Annotated in this window: 15 protein-coding genes; 4 read left to right on the top strand and 11 right to left on the bottom strand. The window is 46.5% G+C overall.

What is annotated here, in order from left to right; translation table 11 throughout:
• The first annotated feature begins 209 nt into the window (after positions 1-209).
• Positions 210-1070 (top strand): hypothetical protein, encoded by an 861-nt coding sequence (locus tag N773_RS0100905; RefSeq protein WP_024856003.1) that lies wholly within the window; start codon positions 210-212, stop codon positions 1068-1070.
• 86 nt (positions 1071-1156) lie between these two features.
• Here the strand turns inward: N773_RS0100905 and N773_RS0100900 are convergent, their stop codons facing one another.
• From N773_RS0100900 to N773_RS0100860, 9 genes are all read right to left on the bottom strand, one after another.
• Positions 1157-3571 carry a GH36-type glycosyl hydrolase domain-containing protein gene (locus tag N773_RS0100900; protein WP_024856002.1) on the bottom strand — a complete coding sequence of 805 codons (2415 nt, stop codon included), beginning with the start codon at positions 3569-3571 and terminating at the stop codon, positions 1157-1159.
• 271 nt (positions 3572-3842) lie between these two features.
• Complete coding sequence (locus tag N773_RS0100895; protein WP_024856001.1) at positions 3843-4238, bottom strand: hypothetical protein; 396 nt, start codon at positions 4236-4238, stop codon at positions 3843-3845.
• Positions 4239-4390: 152 nt separating this feature from the next.
• The gene (locus N773_RS0100890) at positions 4391-5137 is read right to left on the bottom strand and encodes an amino acid ABC transporter ATP-binding protein (RefSeq protein ID WP_024856000.1); all 747 of its coding nucleotides are present in this window, start codon (positions 5135-5137) and stop codon (positions 4391-4393) included.
• A 12-nt stretch (positions 5138-5149) separates the two neighbouring features.
• The gene (locus tag N773_RS0100885) at positions 5150-5833 is read right to left on the bottom strand and encodes an amino acid ABC transporter permease (RefSeq protein ID WP_242836125.1); all 684 of its coding nucleotides are present in this window, start codon (positions 5831-5833) and stop codon (positions 5150-5152) included.
• Entirely contained in the window at positions 5830-6687 is an 858-nt protein-coding gene (locus tag N773_RS0100880) for an amino acid ABC transporter substrate-binding protein (protein ID WP_024855998.1), read from the bottom strand. The genes N773_RS0100885 and N773_RS0100880 overlap by 4 nt, the downstream gene beginning before the upstream one ends.
• Before the next feature lie 142 nt (positions 6688-6829).
• The gene (locus tag N773_RS0100875) at positions 6830-7465 is read right to left on the bottom strand and encodes a response regulator transcription factor (RefSeq protein WP_024855997.1); all 636 of its coding nucleotides are present in this window, start codon (positions 7463-7465) and stop codon (positions 6830-6832) included.
• Positions 7466-7468: 3 nt separating this feature from the next.
• The gene (locus N773_RS0100870) at positions 7469-8740 is read right to left on the bottom strand and encodes a sensor histidine kinase (RefSeq protein ID WP_024855996.1); all 1272 of its coding nucleotides are present in this window, start codon (positions 8738-8740) and stop codon (positions 7469-7471) included.
• Complete coding sequence (locus N773_RS0100865) at positions 8737-10383, bottom strand: histidine kinase N-terminal 7TM domain-containing protein (RefSeq protein ID WP_024855995.1); 1647 nt, start codon at positions 10381-10383, stop codon at positions 8737-8739. The genes N773_RS0100870 and N773_RS0100865 overlap by 4 nt, the downstream gene beginning before the upstream one ends.
• 150 nt (positions 10384-10533) lie before the next feature.
• Entirely contained in the window at positions 10534-11523 is a 990-nt protein-coding gene (locus N773_RS0100860; RefSeq protein ID WP_024855994.1) for a diaminopimelate dehydrogenase, read from the bottom strand.
• A gap of 1028 nt (positions 11524-12551) precedes the next feature.
• On the opposite strand from N773_RS0100860, the gene N773_RS0100855 reads away from it, so the two are divergent.
• The 3 genes from N773_RS0100855 to N773_RS0100845 all read left to right on the top strand — a co-directional run bounded on the left by N773_RS0100855 (position 12552) and on the right by N773_RS0100845 (position 20353).
• Positions 12552-15893 (top strand): EAL domain-containing protein, encoded by a 3342-nt coding sequence (locus N773_RS0100855; protein WP_024855993.1) that lies wholly within the window; start codon positions 12552-12554, stop codon positions 15891-15893.
• A gap of 115 nt (positions 15894-16008) precedes the next feature.
• Positions 16009-18612: an EAL domain-containing protein gene (locus N773_RS0100850; RefSeq protein WP_024855992.1), complete on the top strand. Its 2604-nt coding sequence runs from the start codon at positions 16009-16011 to the stop codon at positions 18610-18612.
• Between the two features lie 13 nt (positions 18613-18625).
• Positions 18626-20353 carry a LacI family DNA-binding transcriptional regulator gene (locus N773_RS0100845; protein WP_024855991.1) on the top strand — a complete coding sequence of 576 codons (1728 nt, stop codon included), beginning with the start codon at positions 18626-18628 and terminating at the stop codon, positions 20351-20353.
• A gap of 354 nt (positions 20354-20707) precedes the next feature.
• Here N773_RS0100845 and N773_RS0100840 read toward each other — a convergent pair whose 3' ends face one another.
• Together N773_RS0100840 and N773_RS0100835 are read right to left on the bottom strand one after the other, a co-directional pair.
• Complete coding sequence (locus N773_RS0100840) at positions 20708-22009, bottom strand: M20/M25/M40 family metallo-hydrolase (protein ID WP_024855990.1); 1302 nt, start codon at positions 22007-22009, stop codon at positions 20708-20710.
• Positions 22010-22094: 85 nt separating this feature from the next.
• Positions 22095-22982 carry a metallophosphoesterase gene (locus N773_RS0100835; RefSeq protein ID WP_024855989.1) on the bottom strand — a complete coding sequence of 296 codons (888 nt, stop codon included), beginning with the start codon at positions 22980-22982 and terminating at the stop codon, positions 22095-22097.
• Positions 22983-22996: the final 14 nt, after the last annotated feature.

Below are 22996 nucleotides of genomic sequence, written 5' to 3'. Positions count from 1 at the left end.
TTTTCGCTGTTTTCGCCCTTATCCAGATTCTCCAGTGCGAAATTCATGCACTGTATCACCGCATTTTTAATTTACACATCAATAAACTTCATATTTGATCCATGCATTTCTTTTGTTTATGTTTACAATTGTATTTTCGCTCTCACCGTGGTATAATTTGAATCGCAATATACCTTAAAATCAAAAGCATTAAGATAAGGAGATCAACTATGAAAACAAAAAAGACAATATCGATACTGTGTGCGGCTTTGCTGACTATCGCCATGACATCATGCGATAAAAAAGAGCAGAATAGTACCGATACCGATTCAAGCTCCAAAGTGACAACAATAATTTCTGCCAATGACACCGAAACCGAAAGCACCACCGGATCAACAATTGAATCAACAGCTGAAACCGTGAACGCTTTCGAATCGGAAATCGAATCAAAAGCCGAGAGCACAGCTAACAATGTCAGCATTGAATCTAAATCCGAGGACAGCGAAGCTAAAAAATCCGACGATAACACATCAGAAACAACCGATAATAATGGGGAAGATAAAACTGCTTCCGAAACAAACTCCAATGAATCCGATACCATGGAAGTCAAAAATGGCGGTTTGATTTATCATATGCCAAGTAATTTATCTCCCCAAGAAGTCAACCAAGAAAACACTTTGTACTATTATTACGTCGATCCTGATGGCATACTTTCAATGTATGTAATAACATATATACCAGAGTTAGCCTCAGTTGAACTTAACGAAGAAACTTTTACTTCAACTATACAACAATTTATGAAAGGTTATATGAAACACGCTGAAAATGATGCTGGATATACACCAACAGAAATTAAGCAGAATACAATTTTAGGTAGAACAGAATATGAAATTGCTTATGTAAGAAATGAACAATCAAACGAAACCATTGATTATATATTATATGCCTTTATTAAAAATCCTGACAACGGATACGTAAACTTCATAACCCAGTCTTTTTCTTTCAAAGACCACGAAATTGATTATGATTACATAGCTGATGCCGCAAAAATAATCTATTCTATCGAAGAAGACCCTGATTTTGTCGGCTAAAAATCCGCGGCACTTCTTTCAGCTGAATATAACCACAAAAAGACCGCCCCACCCGGGACGGTCTTTATTATTGCCTTATTGAATTATCAGCCCATCACAACAGTGATATTGGTCTGCTCGGTCATCTTGCACTCGCATACGAAATCGCCCTCAACTGCCTCGCCGTTAACGGTTATCTGCTTGATACCGCTCTCAACGTGGTTCGGGTTCTGTATGTCGATGGACAGGTGCTTGCCGCGGAAGTTCTTCTCGATCTTGAAGCCGTCCCACTCAGCAGGTATAGAGGGGCTTATAACCAGACCCTCAGCGTTGGGACGCATACCGCATATGCCCTCAACACAGCCTACCATAACTGTCGAACCTGTGCCTGTCAGCCAGTGAACGTGGCTTCTGCCTGCGTAAGGTGAACGTGTTGACTCGGTGAACTGACCGTGTACGTATGGCTCCATCACTCTCTGCTCTGCCTTGTCGTTCATGCTTGCAGGTGCGCTCTCCTTGAAGTACTCGAAAGCTCTGTTGCCGTGACCCATCAGGGATTCTGCCAGGATTATCCAGCCCTGTGTCTGGCTGAATATACCGCCGTTCTCCTTGGTGTCGGGGTTGAAGATGTGCATCAGCGCACCGTCGAAGTAGTGGTCTACATAAGGAGGATCCATCAGCTTTACGCCGTAAGGAGTGTTCAGTATCTCGTGTACCTTGTCGAGAGACTTTTCAGCCTGCTCCTTGCTTGCAAAGCCCGAAATAACTGCCCAGCTCTGGGGATTCAGCCACATTGAAGCCTCGGGGTCTTTCTTCGCACCAACGATAACGCCGTTGTCGCGGATACCTCTGATGAATCTGTCCTCGTCCCAGCAATCGGAAAGTGCCTTGGAAAGGTCAGCCTGTGCCTTGGTGATGTACTCGATATAATCGGTATCCTTTCTCTCCTCGGCATAGCCCTTGATAACGCTCATAGCGTAGTACAGCTGGAATGCAACGAAGGTGGATTCGCCCTGCTTGCCCAATCTCAGGCAGTCATTCCAGTCAGCGTGGAGACCTGCGGGCATATTGTGTGCACCCAGTCTCTCCTGTGAGAATCTGATAGCGTTCTTGAGGTGCTCGTAAACGGTAGCCTCTCCGCCGCCCTCTTCTGCATATACGATAACTTCGTCCAGGAATGCCTTGTTGCCTGTCTCACCGATATACTTAACGATAGTCGGGAAGAGCCACAGAGCATCGTCTGCACGGTAAGAGGGGTGACCTGTCTCCTTAGCGTATACGCTGTTTTCGTCATTCTCATCGGGACAAGTCTCGTGACCTGCCTTGTGGTCGAACTTAACCAGAGGCAGACCGCCGCCGTTGGATACCTGTGCGGAAAGCATGAATCTGATCTTCTCAGCAGCCAGCTCGGGATTGATGTGGATAATACCCTGAATATCCTGAACGGTATCTCTGTAACCGTAACCATTTCTCAGACCGCAGTATATAAATGAAGCAGCTCTCGACCAGATGAATGTGATGAAGCACTGGTAAGCGTTCCAAACATCGACCATGTTGTTGAATTCCTCGGAAGGAGTCTCAACCTGGAAGTTGTTCAGCTGACCGTGCCAGTAATCAACAAGTTCCTTTACCTCGGCATCTACCTTGCCCGCAGCCTTGTATTCGCTCATGATGTTCTCTGCGGTGATGGGGTCTTTCTGACCGAGAATGAATATAAGCTCCTTGGTCTCGCCTGCTGCCAGTGTGAAATCAGACTGCAAAGCACCGCAGGCATTGGAGTTGTAGTTGAGCACGTTATTGCACTTGCCGCTCTCAACTGCGATAGGGTTGCCGTAATCTCTGTAAGCGCCGATGAAGCTGTCGAGATTACCATTGTAAGCACTTACGTCAGCGCCCACCAGACCGAAGAATCTCTCTCTGTGGTTGGAGCCGTTAGCGTCCTTGCCGCTGTTTTCGTTGATGTGCTGTACTATCTTATTGCCCTCAAAGGAGGTACGTGTGATGAACAGGGTGTACTGGAGATTTACCTGATCCTGCTCGTAGTTATTTTCGTTGGTGAACTCGATAAAGCCCCAAGTTGAAAGGTTTCTTGCCTTATCGCTCTCGTTAGTTACCTTTACTCTCCATACCTCATAGGTCTTGTTCAGGGGCACATAGTAAGTTAGCTCACTCTTGATGCCGCTGTACTGTGAAGTGATGGTGGTATAAGCTGTACCGTGACGGCACTCTGTCTTGTACTCGTCAAGGCTCTTGCCTACGGGCTGCCATGTAGCAGACCAGTAATCCTTTGCATCATTGTCTCTTATGTAGACATATCTGCCGGGGAGACCGATGTTCGAGTTGAAACGGTATCTTGCTATTCTTCCGTTAGCACCGCTCTTGACAAAGCTGTAGCCGCCGCCGTTGTTTGAAACGATAGCGCCGTACTCGGGTGAACCGAGATAGTTTGCCCAGGGAGCGGGAGTATCAGGGCGGGTGATGACATATTCCTTGTTTTTCAGATCAAAATAACCATACTGCATTGTCATTCTCTCCTTAATATTATTTTCATATCGTATTCCGAACGCATATGCGTTACTGTTATTGTAACATAAAACCTGATTTTTTACAAGGGGGTCAGCACGTTTTTTCAAATCTTTCTGCAAGATATTTACAAAAATTTCGTAATATTTTTAGTGCAGGATAGCCCATAACCTCAGATTTATTAACATATGAACTTATAGAAAATATATGAAAACGCACCCGCGGGTCATTGCGGGTGCGAAAAGGGTTTCGTTATAGCAGCGGATACTATCATTCCGTCTGATCTATTATCACATAGTTTTTATCAATGTTATTATCCGAAATACATTCAAGTACTTTTTCTCGAATACCGCCAAGATACTCATCCCAATTTTCGATTTTAGAACGATTTTTATAACTTATAAAAAGCCCAACAATTACAATATCGTGATTAGGTTCATCATGTATCCAACGATTTGAATCCTGTATTTCCACCCTAACACCATATTTGTATCCATTTTCCTCTATGCAGTTATCTATCAGATTTTTTATCTTTTCAGGGTCGGTTATCAGTTCGGCAGATGAAACTGAGGACTTCCCGCTGTCATTCTTCACAAAAACAAAAATCGCCACAACTGCCCCAACAAGAACACAAAGCAATACTGCTATTATAACTTTCTTTTTCATAGCCTTCACCCTCCATGATATTATCTGCCGTGATTATATCAGTTTACAGCAAAAATGTCAATATCAGGAAAACACAAACTTTATATCTCGTTTTCAGCTATACTGTACAAAAAAAACGGACTGCCGTACCTTTTCGCGACAGTCCGCAAATATCACTGTTCAAGCTTTCTAAGAAAAGCCTGTGTTCTCTCGTTTGAGGGATTGTCGATAACGTCAGCAGGCTTGCCCTGCTCCACGATGACGCCGCCGTCCATGAATACCACATGGTCGGATATGCTCCTTGCAAAGGCTATCTCGTGTGTGACTATCACCATAGTCATCTTCTCCTCTGCCAGTTCTTTCAGAACTTTCAGTATCTCTGCCGTAAGCTCAGGGTCAAGCGCCGAGGTCGGTTCATCAAAGAACAGCATCTTCGGCTTCATGTTCAGAGCCCTTGCTATCGCAACACGCTGCTGCTGTCCGCCCGAAAGCTGATAGGGATAATAGTCCGCCCTTTCAGCAAGACCCATCTTTTCAAGCAGCACCTCGGCATCGCGTCTTACTTCTGCCTTGTTGCGCTTCATAACGTGTATCGGCGCATCACAGATGTTCTTCATCACCGTATAATGCGGGAACAGATTGAAGTTCTGGAACACCAGCGAAAAATAGCTCTTGATCTCTTTCAGCTCTTTTTTAGGCATATATTTCGCATTATCCACCGCGGTCTTTCCGCAGTACACCATAGTGCCGCCGTCCACCTTTTCAAGCATCGACATACATCTTAACAGCGTGGATTTTCCCGAACCTGAAGGACCCAGTATCGACACCACCTGTCCCTCGTTAACGTCCATGCTGATATCTTTCAGCACCTCAAGGTCATCGAAGCTTTTGCGGAGGTTCTTTATCTCAAGTAATTTCACAGCACAGACCTCCTATTTGAAATAGTTCATCTTCTTCTCGATGAACTCCATCACGAAAGCCACCAGGAAGTTGAACACATAGTAGAAAAATCCTGCCACGAAAAGCGGCATTATCGTAGACTGCGACGCAGCCACCTGCTTTGCAACGGTGAACATCTCTGTGTACGCTATCGCAAAAGCCAGCGAGGTATCCTTTACCAGTGTTATGACCTCGTTGGTTATGGCAGGCAGAATGTTCTTCATCATCTGGGGAAATACTACCTTGAAGAATTTCTGCGACTTTGAATATCCCAGTATTTCGCAGGCTTCGTGCTGACCCTTGGGCACAGCCTGTATGCCTGCACGGTATATCTCGGCAAAATAAGCCGCATAGTTCAGCGAGAATCCTATTACTACCGCGTAGAATCTGTATTCCGGAGTAGTACGTACACCAAAAAGATAGAAAGGTCCGAAGAATACCACAAGTAATTGAAGCATCAGCGGAGTACCCCTGACTACCGAGATATACAGCTTGACCAAAAGGCTCAGCGGCTTGAATTTAGACATCCTGCCGAATGCTATCAGCATACCGAGCGGCAGTGCGAACAGCAGTGTCAGGAAAAATATCTCCAGGGACGCGCCCACACCGCTCATCAGCTTCTGACAGACGTCCAGCAGTTTTTCAAGGGTCCCCATTTGTTCTGCAAGTATCATCATTCAGCCTTTGCGTCGGGGTCAAAGCAGATGCTCTGCTTGTCAATACCCTTGTCAGCCCATTCATCGGCTATCTTCTCAAGTGTGCCGTCCTTTGCCATCTCAGCAAGTGTGGACTGTACCTTATCTCTCAGCTCGGTATTACCTTTCTGGAAGCCTACGCCGTACTGTTCGGTGGATATCTTTTCATCCAGTATCTTGAAATCGCTTCCTCTGTTTGCGACTTCGTATACAGCAACGCCGTAGTCAAGACATACAGCCTCTGCAGCGCCCGAATCAAGGTTCATGAAAGCGGAATTGTAATCGCCCACCTGCTGAAGATCAGCAAATGAAGCCGCCAGAGCCTTGTTGTCATCGCTTGCGTCATCGCCTGTAAGTGCGTGCAGAGCAGAGCTGTCAGCCTGCACGATAACTACCTTGCCCGAAAGATCAGCAAGCTTTTCAATGCCCGAATCAGCCTTTACAACAACTACCTGCGAGTTGTCAACATAGGGAGTAGTCCAGGTATATGCGTCCTCTCTGCCGTTGATGGTGAAACCGTTCCAGATGCAGTCGATAGAACCCGATGAAAGCTCCATATCCTTGGAATCCCAGTCGATGGGCTGCTTTACCAGCTCCCAGTCATTGCGCTTGCATACTTCCTCAGCGAGAGAAAGGTCGAAACCTACATACTCGCCGTTATCGTCCTTGTATCCGTACGGAGGAAACTCAGCGTCAAAACCAACAGTAAATGTATTCTCGCCTTTGCTGTTCTTCTTGTCGCCGCTCTTGCTGCCGTCCTTGGCACCGCAGCCAGCCAGTGCAGCGGTCATAACTGCCGCCGACAGCACTGCTGTCAATATTTTTGTATACTTCATAATGATATCCTTCTTTCTCGAATTCACTTACGCACAAAACGGCTGCCTGAGCAGCCACAAGGCTAAGTATACCACATTGGTTGAGAATTGTCAATAGAAACGTCACGCCGCACAGAATTTTAATATTCCGTGCATAAGGAACTCACACATCATCACTGCTTATGGCTATGCCCAGTACCCTAGCCTTGATAGCAAGTTCGGTGCGGCTTCTGAAACCCGTCTTATCAAGCATGGACCGCACATGGGATTTCACCGTATTCTCTGATATGCCCAGCTGTTCCGCCACCTGCTGGTTAGTCGCACCCGTTGTGACTATCCTGAGTATCTCCAGTTCCCTCTCGGTAAGTTCCGAACTGTCCGCCAGCCCCAGCTTTACACGCGGGCTGCTGTCGGGATAAACGCTCTCCCCTGCCATAGTCCTGTCCATTACTTCCAGTATGGTCTGCTCGTCGGCTTCCTTGTACCAGAAGCTCTCTATACCTATGCTTTTTGCCTTTTCAAGCCAGGAATACTCGGGCATTGACGTAACTGCGATTATCTTGATATCGGAGCGCAGTTTCTTTATTTTCTCGGCGGCTTCAAGTCCGTTGGAACCGTCATTCATAAGTATATCCATCAGTATCAGGTCAACCTCATGCCGAAGTATATATACATCCGCCGCCGAAGCCGAACTCAGTGAGAACACCAGCTCATACTTCGGTGAATTGTTGACGTACATCTCAAAAAGATGCCGTGATATGGACTGGTCGTCAACTATCATAACCCTGTACTTTTCCATAGTTTATTCCTTTCCGCTGACCCTTATGGTCAGCATGAATCTCGGCTCTGATGCTATCTCCATCTCGCCCCTGAACTGTTCGACAGTGCTGCGCAGGCTTTTAAGACCGCCGCTCTCGCTTATCTCACTCTCGGGTGGCTTGCCGTCGTTTGTGAAGACGACTGTTACTATTCCGTCCTCATCTGTTATATCAACAGTAAGCTCGCTTCCGTCGGCGTGCTTTACAGTATTTGTCAGACATTCGTGTATGGCTATGGCTATCAGCTTGCGCAGTTTTCTTGGTATATCGCCGTTGAGTATCAGCTTCACACCCACCGCATCCGCCGCTTCTTTCAGCGCACCTATGGGGTCGGCGCTGTCGTCGGGGGTATTTTCACCACTCAGCAGACCCGCTGTGAACTGCCACATTTCTATGAGGTCTTCCCTGTCGCCCCCGCGTATCAGGTAGCTTTTCAGCGCCAGCAGAGCCCTTCCGACGTCATCGTGTATGCGTATCTTCGCCGCCAGAACTTCCTCTTCGCGTATGATGGCGTTCATCTCGCGGGTGTAGTTCCTTATACTGCGGTTTACTTCTTCAAGATGGACATTTCGCTCTTCCAGTTCAAGACTCTTGCGGTATCTCTCGGTAACATCGTAAGCAAGAAGTTCCCAGACCTTTCTGCCATCTATCATCATAAGACTTTTCTGTATATCCCAGACACTGCCGTCAGAAAGGTGGAGATAGTAGCCCTTACCGTGTATATCTGCTGAACAGCCCACGATAAGCGTCTGATTCTGCATACTGTATTCAAAATCGCGTATATCAAAATAAGGTGAGCCCATAGATTCACGGAAGAGCCTCTGCATAGTACTGTTTACCAGCAGCGGTACTCCCTTTGAGCTGACAAAAGCCACTCCGTCCGGCATACTGTTAAGTCCGTCTTCCAGCGACTGCGGTGTGAGCCTGCCTATGATATTCAGTTCCTGTCTGAGCCACAGAACGCCCCATACTATCGTCATAACGAACTCGATTCCGATACATAAAGGTGCGCTGAGCTTCTCAGCAAACTTTTCAAACTCCGATGGAACAGAATCGCTTGTAACATATCTGCAGACCTCGGTTATGCTCATCAGCAGCAACAGACATATCACAAGCGGGGGTATGAATATAGCTCCACTGCGTTTTCTGCCGGCTACTCGTCCTCTCATCATTCCCGCAAGGAAAAGAATATTCAGAAAATATCCCGCTATACCGAGAGCCTGCAGCGTAAGTATTGATGACCCTGCAAGTTTCACTGAACAGCCTCCCCCTTTGCCGTAAATATCACATAGGTACTGCCGTCCTCGCGTACTGTTTCAATACTGCCTCCCAGTTCTTCCGCACGGCTGAAAGTCTCATCTTTCACGGGCTGACATTCGCAGTCCAGCTCAATGCGGAAATCTATGCCATCATCAAGCCTGAGAGTGACCATAATAGCGTGTACATCATCAAGTGCGCACTTTGCCGTCCCGTTAAAAAGCTCGTACATGAACAGCACCGTTTCTGCGGGAAGTTCCCTGCCTTTTGGTATATCAGCCTGTCCCCATATATCGGAAAGCTCAAGATATCCCAGAGATTCCCCCACCGAAAGACCAAGCTCGCCGCTGTCGATATGATCACTGCTGCCTGCCAGCAAAAGAAGATTTGAACACCGCTTGATGAAAACGCCGTCTATCGCTGCCCGTTTCATTACTGCGCGGAAGTCATCTTCGTCAGCGGGAAGTTCGTTCAGCAGTTTTGAAAGGCTCTCAAATTCGGGATTGAGCCGCTCTGATATGCTGTCATACAGCTTGTTCTGCTCCGCGGTGCGGCGGCGGCTCTCTTCCAGTTTATTCGCAGTATCCAGCATAACGTGCTCCTCTTCCAGATAACTGCGTGTCTCTTCAAGGCGCTCATTCAGCTCCTGCAGCTCACTGATATCCTCCAGCCAATAGAAATATCCGCCCACAACAGGCTGTACTTTCAGCACATTGCTCCCGCTGAGCACTTCCTTCACACAGGCTTCGGTCAGCTGATCTTTCGTGGGTCTCGGACTGTTCTCGCCCCGCAGATATATCTCCATCTCGTCATCAACAAGTCCCGCACTTATGGATGAAGCGCTGAAAAACTCCTTATGGTCGGCATTTGACGGCAGCATATGGGTGATGACAAGACTCTCCCAGAAGCACATGAAGAACAGGCAGGTGAAATCAGGGAAATCATACATACGCTGAAAAAGCATAGGCTCATCGGAGATCCTGTAACTGATAAAATAAATGCCGCCAAGTGCGGTTATTGCGGCGGGCAGCATGAAGCTCCGTGAAAACTGCCTTTTTGAACAGCTTCTCAGCGTCTTGAAAAGTATACCCACCACAGAGAATATGAGTATTCCTATTGCGCAGTAGTAAAGCGGTCCGCAGCGATATCTTTTCATAGAACCGTTTTCAAATTCAAAAGCCAGCTGATGCAGATCGTTGGTGCCAATAGCCACAGCCAGACCCAGTACGGGGATAAAAGCTATAAACCATTTTCGCGGAAGCTCATAGCTGTCTGTTCTGCCTATGTAGAACGCCGCCATAAGAAGCAGAATCGGCAGCATCACCATTGGCAGATAGTACCAGTACCATATTTGCCTGCTCAGATCAGAGTCCTTGGTTATAAATTCGTTATTCAAAGTATCGACCGTGTTCCAGAGCATCATGAGTAAGGCAGACACAGTGAGTATACGCCGCATACCCTTATGGGGAAATCTTCTGCGTGAAGCAAAAAGCCACATCAGATAGACCGTCATCAACAGCAGCGAGATAAGGTAGTCGTATGATAAGGCTGTCTTATCCAGAACTGCCCTTGCCATGCCCGCCACCATTACAGCTGACATTCCGAATATGAGCTCTATACGGTGTTTGCGATTTATCGGCAAATACTCACTCCCTTTCCGAAGCCCGAACAAGGCGGACAAAAATACATTAATTATTATAACATATTTTCCGTCAAAAGTAAAGATACCCATAAACTATAGGATAACAAAAAGAGACCGCCGAAGCGATCTCTTTGAAAATGCGATATGATATTAAAGCATCGAAGCTCTCAGCTCATCGCCGCTCTTGGGCGAGAGGTATGCGGGAGCAATATCAAATACGGTCTTGCAGCCTGTCATGCCTTCGTTCTTCATTCTAACAGCTGCTCTGGCGTATGCTACCAGTATGCTGGAAGTAAATTCGGGGTTGGAACCAAGCTTCAGGCTGTACTCGATGATGTGACGGGTCTCGCCGTTAACGCCTGTCTTACCGCTGCGGAATACGAAACCACCGTGGGGAATACCGCTGTGGTTCTTGTTCAACTCATCCTGAGAGATGAAGTTTACTGTGGTATCATAGTCTGAGAAGTAGTTGGGCATAGTCTTGATAGTCTCTTCGATCTTTGCCTTGTCAGCGCCGTCTTCAGCAACTACGAAGCACTCTCTTGTATGCTTCTGTCTTGTGGTCAGATCGGGATCTTCGCCGTTTCTTACAGCGTCCATAGCAGCCTGTACGGGAACTGTGTACTGCTTGCCGTCAGCTACGCCCTCAACACGTCTGATAGCGTCGGAATGACCCTGAGAAACGCCCTTGCCCCAGAATGTGTAATCCTTGCCTTCGGGGAGGATGCAGCTGCCGTAAAGTCTCTGTACAGAGAACATACCGGGATCCCAGCCCACGGAGATAACGCTAACGTTGCCGCCCTTCTTTGCAGCAGCGTCAACATTTGCGAAGTGCTCGGGGATACGAGCGTGAGTATCGAAGCTGTCGATAACATTGAACAGCTCAGCGAACTTGGGAGTCTGCACAGGCAGATCGGTAGCGCTGCCGCCGCAGAGGATAAGTACATCTATCTTGTCCTTGAAATCAGCTACGTCATTTACAGAATATACGCCAACGCCCTCGGTGAGTATCTTCAGAGAAGAGGGATCTCTTCTGGTGAAAACAGCTGCGAGCTCGGTATCGGGGTTCTGTCTTATAGCGAGTTCAACGCCCCTGCCGAGATTGCCGTAACCGACTATACCTATACGAATATTGCTCATGAATATCAATTCCTTTCAGATAAAAATCTTACGCTACATATTTTATCACAATTTTGCGCAAACGTCAATAGCAAAAATGCAAATGTATACCTTTTTAAATTGATTTTATGCCTGATTTTTCAGACATTTTCCGAGTTCTAAAGCACATCTTACATAAGTAAAACGGCGTATTACAGGGAATATTAGTATCATACGCCCCTCTATGTGCCGGAATAGGCTGATAATTTTATGCAAAATGCAGAAAATGAAAGTTTAGCGACTGCAACTTGCATATTCAACCATAAGAGTGATGACGCAGCGGGTCTGAGAAAAGAATGCCAAGGAAACAAAGCGCGCGGTCAAGCCTCGCGCTAGCAGGCTTGCGGGAGTTTGAGGGCAGAGCCCTCAATTCAAGGCGCAAAAGCGACGTGAAAATGGTGCTGTAAATAGCACAGCGAACTCCCGCTCCTGTCAAAAAGGCGCGGCAATAACGAAGTCCCGAGCGTGTGCAAAACTAAAGCCCCGCACAAACTACCCGCGTAAATATTGCCCGCGCCCGAAATCAACGGCGGAACGCTCGTTGATTTCTCGACCCGTCAGGGGCGACCTGATAGCGCAGTTCTCGGGATAAAAGTGCCGCACTCTTGCAGATCGGAAACTGATAGCTGTGTGAAAGAATAAATAGGGCTTTGCTGGACTGGTAGTACATTTGCTTTGACGGGTAATTGGTGAGTTTTCGCCCCTCAGCTGCGACTGCGTCGGCAGAGCCTCTCAACAGTCAGCTTTGCTGACTGTTGCTCCCCGCAAGCCTTTCGCGAAAGGCTTGAGCCAAAGCTCTATTCGCGGCTTAGTTTGTTTTTGAGCTTGGTTTTTCTGCCGCGCAGAAAGTTTTTTATGCTTAAATTACGCTATAAATTATTTCCAATTTGTTATTTCAGTTAGCAAAACTCTTTTTCGAGATTTTTTCTTAAATAATATTGAAAAATTTTTAGTTTTGTGCTATAATTTATATTAAATACATACAACAAACCCGAACAGAGGTTTTGATAATGACGAACAACAGAAAACACATCGCTTTATTTGTCGGACAGGCAGACGAAAGCTATCAGAGCAGATTCATAACAGGCTTCCTGAAAAACGCTTTTGCTCTCGATATGGACGTGTGCGTGTTTTCGATGTACCATAAATATCAGAATACAGCTATCCGTGAAAAGGGCGAATCAAACATATTCACACTTATGCGTCCTGAACTTTTTGACGGTGCAGTAGTTCTTGCGGATACTATACAGACTGCGGGTGCGGCTGAAGAACTGGACGAATGGCTGCACAAGAACTTCCATAAACCCGTTCTGATGATAGAATCCAAAAGCAAATACTTCCCAAGTGTTTACTCCGACTGTCGGGAATCCATTGAATCCCTTATAAACCATCTTGTTAAGGTACACGGTGCAAGAGATATCGCTTTTCTCTGCGGCAAGCAGTGGCACGAACACTCTCAGCAGCGTCTGCGTGCGGTGGAATCTGCGCTAAAAAAACATGGTCTTTCTCTGCCCGAAGACAGGATAATATATGGAGATTTCTGGTATCTCAGCGGCGAACTTTGTGCTGACCGCCTGCTTGCGGGGGGCAGAAAGCTTCCCGATGCTGTGTTATGTGCAAACGACTGTATGGCGATAGGTCTTTGTCAGGCATTTGAGGAAAGGGGCATATCAGTACCCAAAGATATCGCGGTGGTAAGCTACGATTCCACTATCGAAGGTCATACCTCGCCAAAGCCTGTGACATCTGCATTTATTCCCGCGGAAGACCTGGGCGAATATTCAGCGGGGTATATGGCTGACAGATTTGCAGGAAGGGAAACTCCCCTGTTTTATACGCCGCCGAAGCTTTTCATGGGCGAAAGCTGCGGATGCATACATGAAGATATCCCCAAAATAAGCGTTCGACGCGGTGAGTGGGGCACCGTCATATCTCAGGAAGGTTTTGATTCGGTAAACAATACGATGGCTGACGACCTCATATCTCAGACCGACCTCTCGGGATTTGCAGGGACAGTATATTCCTATGCTTTTCAGCTGGGTGCAGAGAATTTCCACCTCTGCCTTGGGGATCTGTGGAGATACATGGGCAAAAGCAATGATGTTCATTACGGCAACGACGGCTATCCCGACAAGATGATATACGCTGTCAGGTTCAATAAAAGCTTTAAAGACGGTATTGCAGGACTTGATGTTACCTTTGACAGCTGCAAGCTTCTCCCTGACCTTTTTGAAGAGCGTGAAAAGCCAAGGGCTGTTTTCTTCACGCCTGTATTTTCCGAGAATGCCTGCTTCGGGTATGCGGCAGTGGAATACGGCAACAAAGCAAGAAGCTATGATGATGTATACCGCAAGTGGATAATGCTGGTAGCAAAGGGACTTGAAGCACTGAGAAGATATCTTGAAGCGAACCGCATACAGGAACAGCTGAATAATCTTAAAAGTTCCAAGTTTGCGGCGATAAATGCGGCTTACGAAAATCTTGACAGCGAAGAAAAAGCCGACTATCAGCTTGTAACACAGATACTGGACAACAATCTTTTTACATACAAATTTCAGCCGATAGTAAGCACCAAGGACGGCTCGGTATTCTCATATGAGGCATTGATGCGCTCTGACACCGAGAGAAACCTGCCGCCGCTGACGATCGTTCGGTACGCGGATATGCAGCACAGACTGGTGGATATCGAAAGATCGACATTCATGAACGTGCTGAAGATCGTGGAAAACAATCAGGACAAGCTTGGCAAAGCCAAGATATTCATAAACAGCATCCCCGGCATAATGCTTGAAGATGACGACCTTGAAATCGTTAAGGGCTACCTTGAAAAGCTTTCGGATTCAGTGGTAGTTGAACTGACCGAAGAAGCCGAGCTTGGCGATGAAGATCTGGAGAGACTGAAAGATATACTTCAGCGCCGCAATATAAAGATCGCTGTTGACGACTATGGTTCAGGCTATTCAAACATTAACAACCTGCTGAGGTATATGCCTAACTTCGTAAAGATAGACAGGGCACTCATCAGCGATATACAGATAAAACCCCAGAAACAGCACTTTGTCAAGGAGATAATAAACTTCTGCCATGATAACGACATACTTGCACTTGCTGAGGGCGTTGAGACCTCCGATGAGTTGAGAGTCGCTATAATTCTCGGTGCAGACCTGATACAGGGATTCTACACAGGCAAACCTTCAAGGGAATTTATCGGGGAGATAAATGAAAATGTCCGCAAAGAGATAGCTGCATATCACAGCGAATTCGTTGCAGGTGACAATGTTCAGCGATATATCGCGGGCAAGACCAACCGTGTTTCACTATCGGCACTCACAAAGGAGAGCATATCGGAGATAGTTGTGGGCAAGGGTGCTATGATATACAAGGATATCACCTTCTACGGAACTCCAGGGGCAAAATCGAACCTGCATATCAGTATCGAAAACGGCTACAAGGGCAGGATAACGCTGGAAAACATCACCCTGACCAACAGCGGCAAATGTCCCGCAGTAGAAGTGGGTGAGAATTCTGATGTAACGCTGGTGCTTTCAGGTGACAACATACTGATGAATTCAGGCATCATCGTGCCAAAGACCTCAAAGCTCACCATAGAGGGTGACGGCAATATGGTCATAGTGCTGAATTCTCCTGAATTTTTCGGCATAGGAAATCTGCCCGATCAGGCGACGGGTGAGCTGATATTCGCCCAGAGCGGTACTATCGAGATCAAGGGTCACGGCAGTACAGGGGTATGTATCGGCGGCGGTGACGGCGGAAAGGTTCGTATGTTCAGCGGACAGTACATACTCAGCACCAACGGCAGCAGAACGGTGGGGATAGGCTCACTTTCAGGCGATGCAAATGTGCTTATAGACAGCAGCAACATCATCATCGACTTCAACTCTCAGGAAGGTGCAGCTATCGGTTCTGTTACCGGAAGTTCAAAGATATCCATATCCAAATGCGCTTTCAAACTTCGCGGCGACGGTTCGGAGATGGTCGGACTGGGTTCGCTCAGAGGCGAGACCGCGCAGGTATCGGTGGATATCTCCAGCCTGAATATGGATATCGGCGGTATCTCACTGACAGGAATAGGTGCACTTCGTGGAACCACAAGGTGTGAGATCTTTTCGACTATAGTAAAGTTCACGCTGTCAGGTGTGGATTCGCTGGCTGTCGGAGGGTATTCCGATGACACTTTTATAAGAATGAACAGATGCGATGCAAAGTGGGATATAAGGAACAATCTTGATACAGACTGTTTTGCAGATGAAGAGAATTTCAGGATAATAAATGGCAGCGGCAGGTTCATCGTGAACGGCAAAGAGATCATTCGTAAAAACAGCATCGACTGAACCGATGATATTGTGATCATCCTGAAGAGACAACATGATAACAAGGCAAAAACTCTATAATATGATCATAGCGGATGATCATCCGCAGAAGGATAGATAACAAGGGGAAATTTTTATGTTTACATGGAATTTCAGGTATGCTTCAAAGGCGCGTCTTGCAGATACGTTCCAGCAGCTGAAGCTGGATCCTAAAAACGGAGATATACTTATAAGGATACATACTGCCATACATCTTGAGGATGAAGCGGTGGAGCTTGCTCGTTACATATCACAGCTGATACCCGAAGCACATATATTCGGCACTAGTACATCTGCCACGATATGCTGGGGCAAACTTATACAGAACCAGTGCATAATCTCTGTCACACAGATGTCGAAAGGCACCGTAAGGACAGCCATGCTTCCTACCTTTGAGGAGAATGGACTGCCTGTGACCAGCGACAAGCTCTGCAAGTCTGTAAAGGACGCTGTTATAACTGATGATACGAAGCTGATGCTGACTTTCCTGACAAGAAAGTATCTGGGCGTATATAACTTTGTTGAAAAGAGCAATACCTTCTTCCCCGGGGTGCAGATGATAGGCGGGCTTGCCAATACTTCCGAGGTGAGCCTGAAAAAGTTCCTTGATTCGGGCTTTGTTTTCAATGAGAAAGGCTGGTCAAACAGGGCTATCATCGTTGCGGCTATAAGCGGCAAGGCGGTAGAAAGTTTCAGTTCCTATGCAACAGGTGTTCAGGCACTGGGTGAGGAACGGGAGATAACCGATACTTTCTGTTCCTGCATACTTTCATTGGACGGCAAAGATGCGGCAAAGGAGTACCGTCTTGGCATAGGTGACGAACTGACTGACAGACCCGAGCTGACAAATCTTTTCCCTTACGTATATTCAGATGTAAGCGATATACCCATATTCGTTCGTTTTTCGGAAAATCAGTCACTGAACGATCTTTTTGACAAGAACGAACCTGTTATAAAGGAATTTCAGTCTTTGCGCCCCGAAAGGGATTATGACGAAAAGCGGGAACGGATATGCGCCAACCACAATGTCACTGTGGGCAAAAAGCTGAGGCGTGCGTTTATATACGACCGCAAGGTCATTGCGGATAACCGTTCGCTTTTCAGAAGGATAGAGAATTTTGAAAAGGCGGAGACACTGTTCGGATACTCCTGCATAGCACGATCGATGATATACTCAAACTGCGTAAAGTGGGAACTTTCGGCATATGAGAACTCAAATATATGCGGATGTATAACCGAGGGTGAGATAGCCAATGTGAGCGGCAGAAACACTTTTGCAAACTGCTCCTTTGTGGTTTCGGTAATAGGCGAAGCTCCAGCCACACAGGAGTATAATTCCTATGCTTTCTCACATACGGATTCATTAGTGGCTGATAACAGAAAGCTGCTGAACTATCTTTACGATATAGAAAACAAACTGAACGCAAATGAAGCTTTCTCCGCGGCGGACAGCCTGAAAGCTTTTGTACAGGACTGCGAGCTGAAGCTGCTGTATTCGGATACAGAAGAACTTCCGAATGCTGCTGCTCTGAGCATGGATATAAAACTCAACGGTTTCGACCGCATATGCATTATAAATGTATTTGAGACATACGCTATGAGCACTGTGTTCCCGAAGGCGATAATAGACCTGACCTATAAGAACTATATCACCAAGTGCATGAGTTTTGCCAAGCAGAAGGGCTATAAGGTCTACCATATCAAGGACTGGAACATCGCCATCGGTGCGCCGTCATATATGTACGCACTTTCGGAATTTGTCAGCGATATGGAGATACTGCAGAGAGATCTTTTTGAAACATCTGAGGACTATATCGCCATAGTTCCGCTTTTCAGCGTACTTGACGGCTGTACTGTAGAGAATATTGAGCAGGCTGTACATTCTGCAAGGATCACGATGTCTAGCAAGAACATACAGTTCTGCGTAAGGAATGCAAATTCCGATATACCCGATGAGGAGAGCATTCGCGAGCGGTATCATATGGTGAATGTGATAAACTACGCCATAAATCACGACAAGGTGATACCTTATTTTCAGGGGATACATGATAACACCACCAATACTATACACCACTATGAATCACTGATGAGGCTGGAGGACGAGAACGGGAAAATATATTACCCCGCAAGTTTCCTTGGGGTTGCAAGGTCTTACGGATTGCTTTATGATTCCCTCTCAATGCGCATGATATCCAAGGTATTTGAGAGATTCAAGGATATCACCGATAAAAGCGTCAGCATAAACATAGGAATGAGAGATATAAAGAACCGCGAGATAGTTGAATATATCTATGATTTTCTTGCCACGGTGAAACACCCGGAGAATTTCGTTTTCGAGATACTTGAAAACGAGGATATCGACGATTACGATATGCTTGTGGCTTTTGTTGACAAGATACATGACCTTGGCGGGCAGATATCAATTGATGATTTCGGCAGCGGTTTCTCAAGCCTGAAACATATTGCAAGCATACATTCGGATTATCTGAAGATAGACGGTTCTATCGTACGCAACTGCATACAGGACGAACAGTGTGCAAATCTGATAGCGCTGATAGCAGGCTGGAAGAAGCTCAGCACACATAAGATGCGGATAATAGCGGAATTTGTTGAAAATCAGGAGATACAAGACCTTCTGATGAGCTATGGCATAGATTATTCTCAGGGATATCTGTTCTCGAAGCCTTGTCCCGAGATATGACAGGGGTGAACTGATGGAAAATGTCAGAAAAACCGAAAAAGTCATCTGTATGATACTTGAAGAGATCAACAGTGATTTTTCAAAAGAACTGGTAAAAAACGTTTCCAATGCTATTTCAGAAAACAAGCATATAAGGCTGGTGGTACTGCCCGTAAAGTACGATTACGGCATTGAAGACGACTATATACACAGATACAGAAAAGTATATAACGAAATATTCAGATTCAGCGAGATATGCACTATCGACGGTTTCATTATACACCTCGGCAGTTTCAACGAACAGGACAAGAGGGATGCCGGCGAAGCTGACGGACTTCTTGAAAGACTTAAAGGTATTCCGAAAGTGCTGGTAGCTTCCGACCTTAAAGACGAGATCACGGTGAATTACAACAACGAGAGCGGCATACGTGAAGCTATCGAATTCATTGCAAATATCGAAGGTCTTACCAAAATATGTATGCTTGGCGGCAGAGATGACAACAAGGATGCCCGCGCCAGAAAAGAGATATTCATAAAATGCCTGAATGATTACAAACTGAGTTACACAGAGGAACAGTTTGAAAATACGGATATGACAGATGATTCCGTTGCGGCTGCCGAAAGGCTGCTTGACCGCAACCCCGGTGCAGAAGCGATATTCTGCATAAACGATGCAGTGGCAACGGGTCTGTACACTGCGCTGAAAGCCCGCGGAAAGGTCATAGGAACCGATGTGATGGTATTCGGCTTTGACAACACACGTATGTCCGGTGACTTAGACCCTCCCCTTTCATCTATCGGTGCTGATGATTCATCACTGGGACACAGGGCGCTGGAACTGCTGCTCGCTATGATAAACGGGGATGAGGTAAGTTCTGATACCGTTGATACAAGGCTTTACGGAAGAGCTTCACTGCCTTATGAGATGTATGATTACAACCCGATAGAGCTTTCAAACGGAGATGAATCCTTCATATACAAAATGTTCAACGACGGATTTTACAGATATCGCCTTGAATCCATCGACAGGGAGAAGATCGATCTCAGAAGGCTGTTCTATGAGTTCATGTCACAGATGCTTTCAGCCTGCAAACATTCATATATGAGTGTCGAGACTTTCGGCAGGCTGAATATGATGATAGACAAGTTCTTTGAAAAGGGTGCGATGCAGTATACCGACCCCATCAAACTCACCTCAAGTATCGAGAAGTTACAGGTAAGCCTTAACAGGACTGCACATTCGTTGGCGGCAACAGTATCCATAAACAGGCTGTTCTCACGTATGAAAGACCAGGCACTGGTGAACCAGTCTAAAAAGCTGATAAGCAATGAACGCAAGACCAGCCTTACGCACCAGCATATTAAGGAATACATAATATCGGGTATGGAAAGCACGGACTCACGAAGTCTGTACCGCAATTTTAACAAGCTTGGGCTTGACAATGCACTGCTTTTCATATTTGAAAGACCCGTGATACATAAGCAGGGGAAAGAAGCGGTATTCCCCAAAAATATAATGCTCAAATGCATGATGCACATGGGAGAATTGTACCTTATGCCCGAGGAAAGGCAGAGGTTCAGGGTCGAGGACATCTTCGGGTTCAACAAGCTGACGATGAGATGCAACGGATTTGTATCTTTCCCTGTGGTATGCGGCAGCAGACTGTACGGACTGCTGATGTGTGAGCTGACTGATGATATATTTGAAAACGGCGAGTTCATTGCTCTGGAGATAGGCAGGAACATCGCTTTAACGGAATGATACCCACGGCCCGTTGCTTGCGACTTCGGGCTGTTTTCTTTAGTGGAGTCACAGGTATCGCTATCTGATGCGGTAAATTCTCTGTCCGACATCTTTGCTTTCATTAACTCATATAGTTCTTTCATGGTATTACCTCATTTATCTTTGTCATATTTATTCTTTAAGATGTCTCAGAAAAAACATCTTTCACTATCAGGTAAAAATGCAAAAAAGTTGTACGTTTTTGTACAACTTTTGCAGAAATATGTCTGAGTTAAAAATAAAATCATTTGTTTGCCTGATGACAGAGGTGTTCCTTTGTATGAAATACACACAAAAATGCCGCAGAGGATATGACCTCTGCGGCTCGTTATTTTAGTCTTTCATGCATATCTCGGCGATAGCATTTGCGTACATATTAAGGTTCAGCTTGAATGTTTCCATGGAGATATGCTCGTCATCGCCGTGCATATTGTTGTTCTCCCAGGGGAATTCAGCGCCGAAAGCAACAGCCCCGGGGGTGTTGTGGACGTAGGTAATGCCGCCCTCGGCGATGCATTCGCCTTTTTCGCCCTTCACCCTTTCGTAGACCCTCAGCAGTGCCTGAACGAAATCGCTGTTTTCATCAACGTAATGGGGTTCCATGCCCTCGCAGGTATCGATAACAAAGCCGATACCGCTTACTGCGTCCTTGATGATTCCGCTTATCTCGGCGTAGGTACGGTCTATGGGGAAGCGGATATCGATACCGCCGTTAAGTCTGCCGTCCTTTGTTTTAAGAACTGTCAAAGCACAGGTCATCTTGCCCGACACACTGTCTTCAAAGCCAAGTCCACAGGTCTTTCCGTCGAATTCACCGTGGGGGAACAGCTTTTTCAGACCCATCAGGAGAGAATTTGTGCCCTCGTAGTCAGCAAGGAACTTGGTGATAGCATTATCGCCATTTTCGGGGCGTGAACCGTGTGCTGAAAGTCCCACGGTAAGAGAATCTCTTCCGTCAGCATACTCTACAGCGCATCTGTCGGGGATAGCGTTTATCGCCATGCCTGCATCTATGGACACTATCTCGCTGTCTTCAAAGGGTGCGGAGAAAGTCATGTGGACCATGCCTTTTTCACAGTTCAGCACAGGGAATGATCCATCGGGAGTGAATACCATGGGCGGAAATTTCTCACAGCTTTCGTAGTACTCCATATCGGTGCAGCCGTTTTCCTCGTTTCCGCCGAATATCACGCGGAAATTCTTCATGGGCAGATCCATCTCTCGTATAGCCTTTACTGCCCATAAAACCGCACTTGCAGGACCTTTATCATCTATGGTTCCTCTGCCGTAAAGCACGCCGTCCTTCTGTGTGAGTTCAAATGGAGGATAACTCCAGTTGCTGCTTACAGGTACGGTATCAAGGTGCGCGAGTATTCCGAGAACGGGTTCGCCCTCGTTATTATAATCGCCCCTTATTGCGTAGTTATCGAAATTCTTCGTTGCCATACCAAGGGACTTCATTTTGTTTTCGCCCCAGGCAAGCGCCTTTGCTGAGCCCTCACCAAATGGCTTGATCCCGGCGTTTTCGTCAGCGATACTCTCTATTCCGATTATCTCCGAGAGGTCGGCAAGTATCTCATCTGTGTGCTTGTCAAAATATTCCGCAAAAGCCGCGGCAAGCTGTGTCTTATCCATATCATTCGCCTTTCCTTATTAAAAATACAGGCGGTTTTCTTCCCATACCTAGCCGGGAAGAAAACACCGCGCTGTTTATATCTCGTTAAATATCCCACGCATGACCCTTCATATGCTTGGAGGGCTGCTTTTTGTTTGTCAGCGTCAGTAGCATTATCTCGGAGGGGTCGTTTATCCTGAATTTTCCAAGACCCGCCGTAACTGCCATGACAGTTTTTCCAAGCCTGTACAGACCCTTTGTGTACTTCGGGAAAAATCTGCGCTCGGGGGAAAGCAGGCCGCCTATTATCGGCAGACGTATAACACCTCCGTGAACGTGTCCAGAGAATACTATATCAGCGCCCCACCTTTCGTAGGCTTCAAAAAACAAAGGATTATGCCCTATAAGCAGATCGCAGTGATCGGGGTCGCACTGACCCAGATATCGGGCAATGGTATTGTGGTCGGGCACTGGCAGGTCTTTATATGAACCGTCCTTGTTTATGAAGTATCTCAGGGGCATCTGAAGACCGTAGATATTTATCCTGTCTCTTCCGCGGCATATGACTGCCATCTCGTTGCGCAGGGCGTTGATACCCATGCTTTTCAGCTTGTGGAACATTGCCACGCATAAGTCGGGATGGTGCATCTCGTGATTGCCCGGGGCGTAGTATACGGGCGCTATCTCGTTCAGCGCCTTGATGAACTTTACTTTCCCGTCCAGTTCAAATTCGTCCTTGCTGTAAAGATCGCCTGCAAATATAATGATATCAGGCGAGGCCGCCTTTACCGAATCAAGCAGAAAACACTGATCCTTACCGAATTTCTTATGATGAAGATCGGCTAAAAGCATGACTTTCAAGCCCTCAAAGGAATCGGGAAGCTTTCGGCTGTACACTACTTCCTTTGCAACGACCAGCTGTCTGTTGCCAAGAAAAGCATTAAAGCCCGCAAACAATGATCCTGCCGCGAGCAGAGCAGTTTTCCATTTCATTTTTTAACCCCTTC

It is taken from the genome of Ruminococcus albus AD2013, assembly GCF_000526775.1.
Classification (GTDB): domain Bacteria; phylum Bacillota; class Clostridia; order Oscillospirales; family Ruminococcaceae; genus Hominimerdicola; species Hominimerdicola alba_A.
The sequence above is the reverse complement of the archived record's forward strand: the minus strand, read 5'-3'. Positions and strand labels throughout refer to the sequence as shown.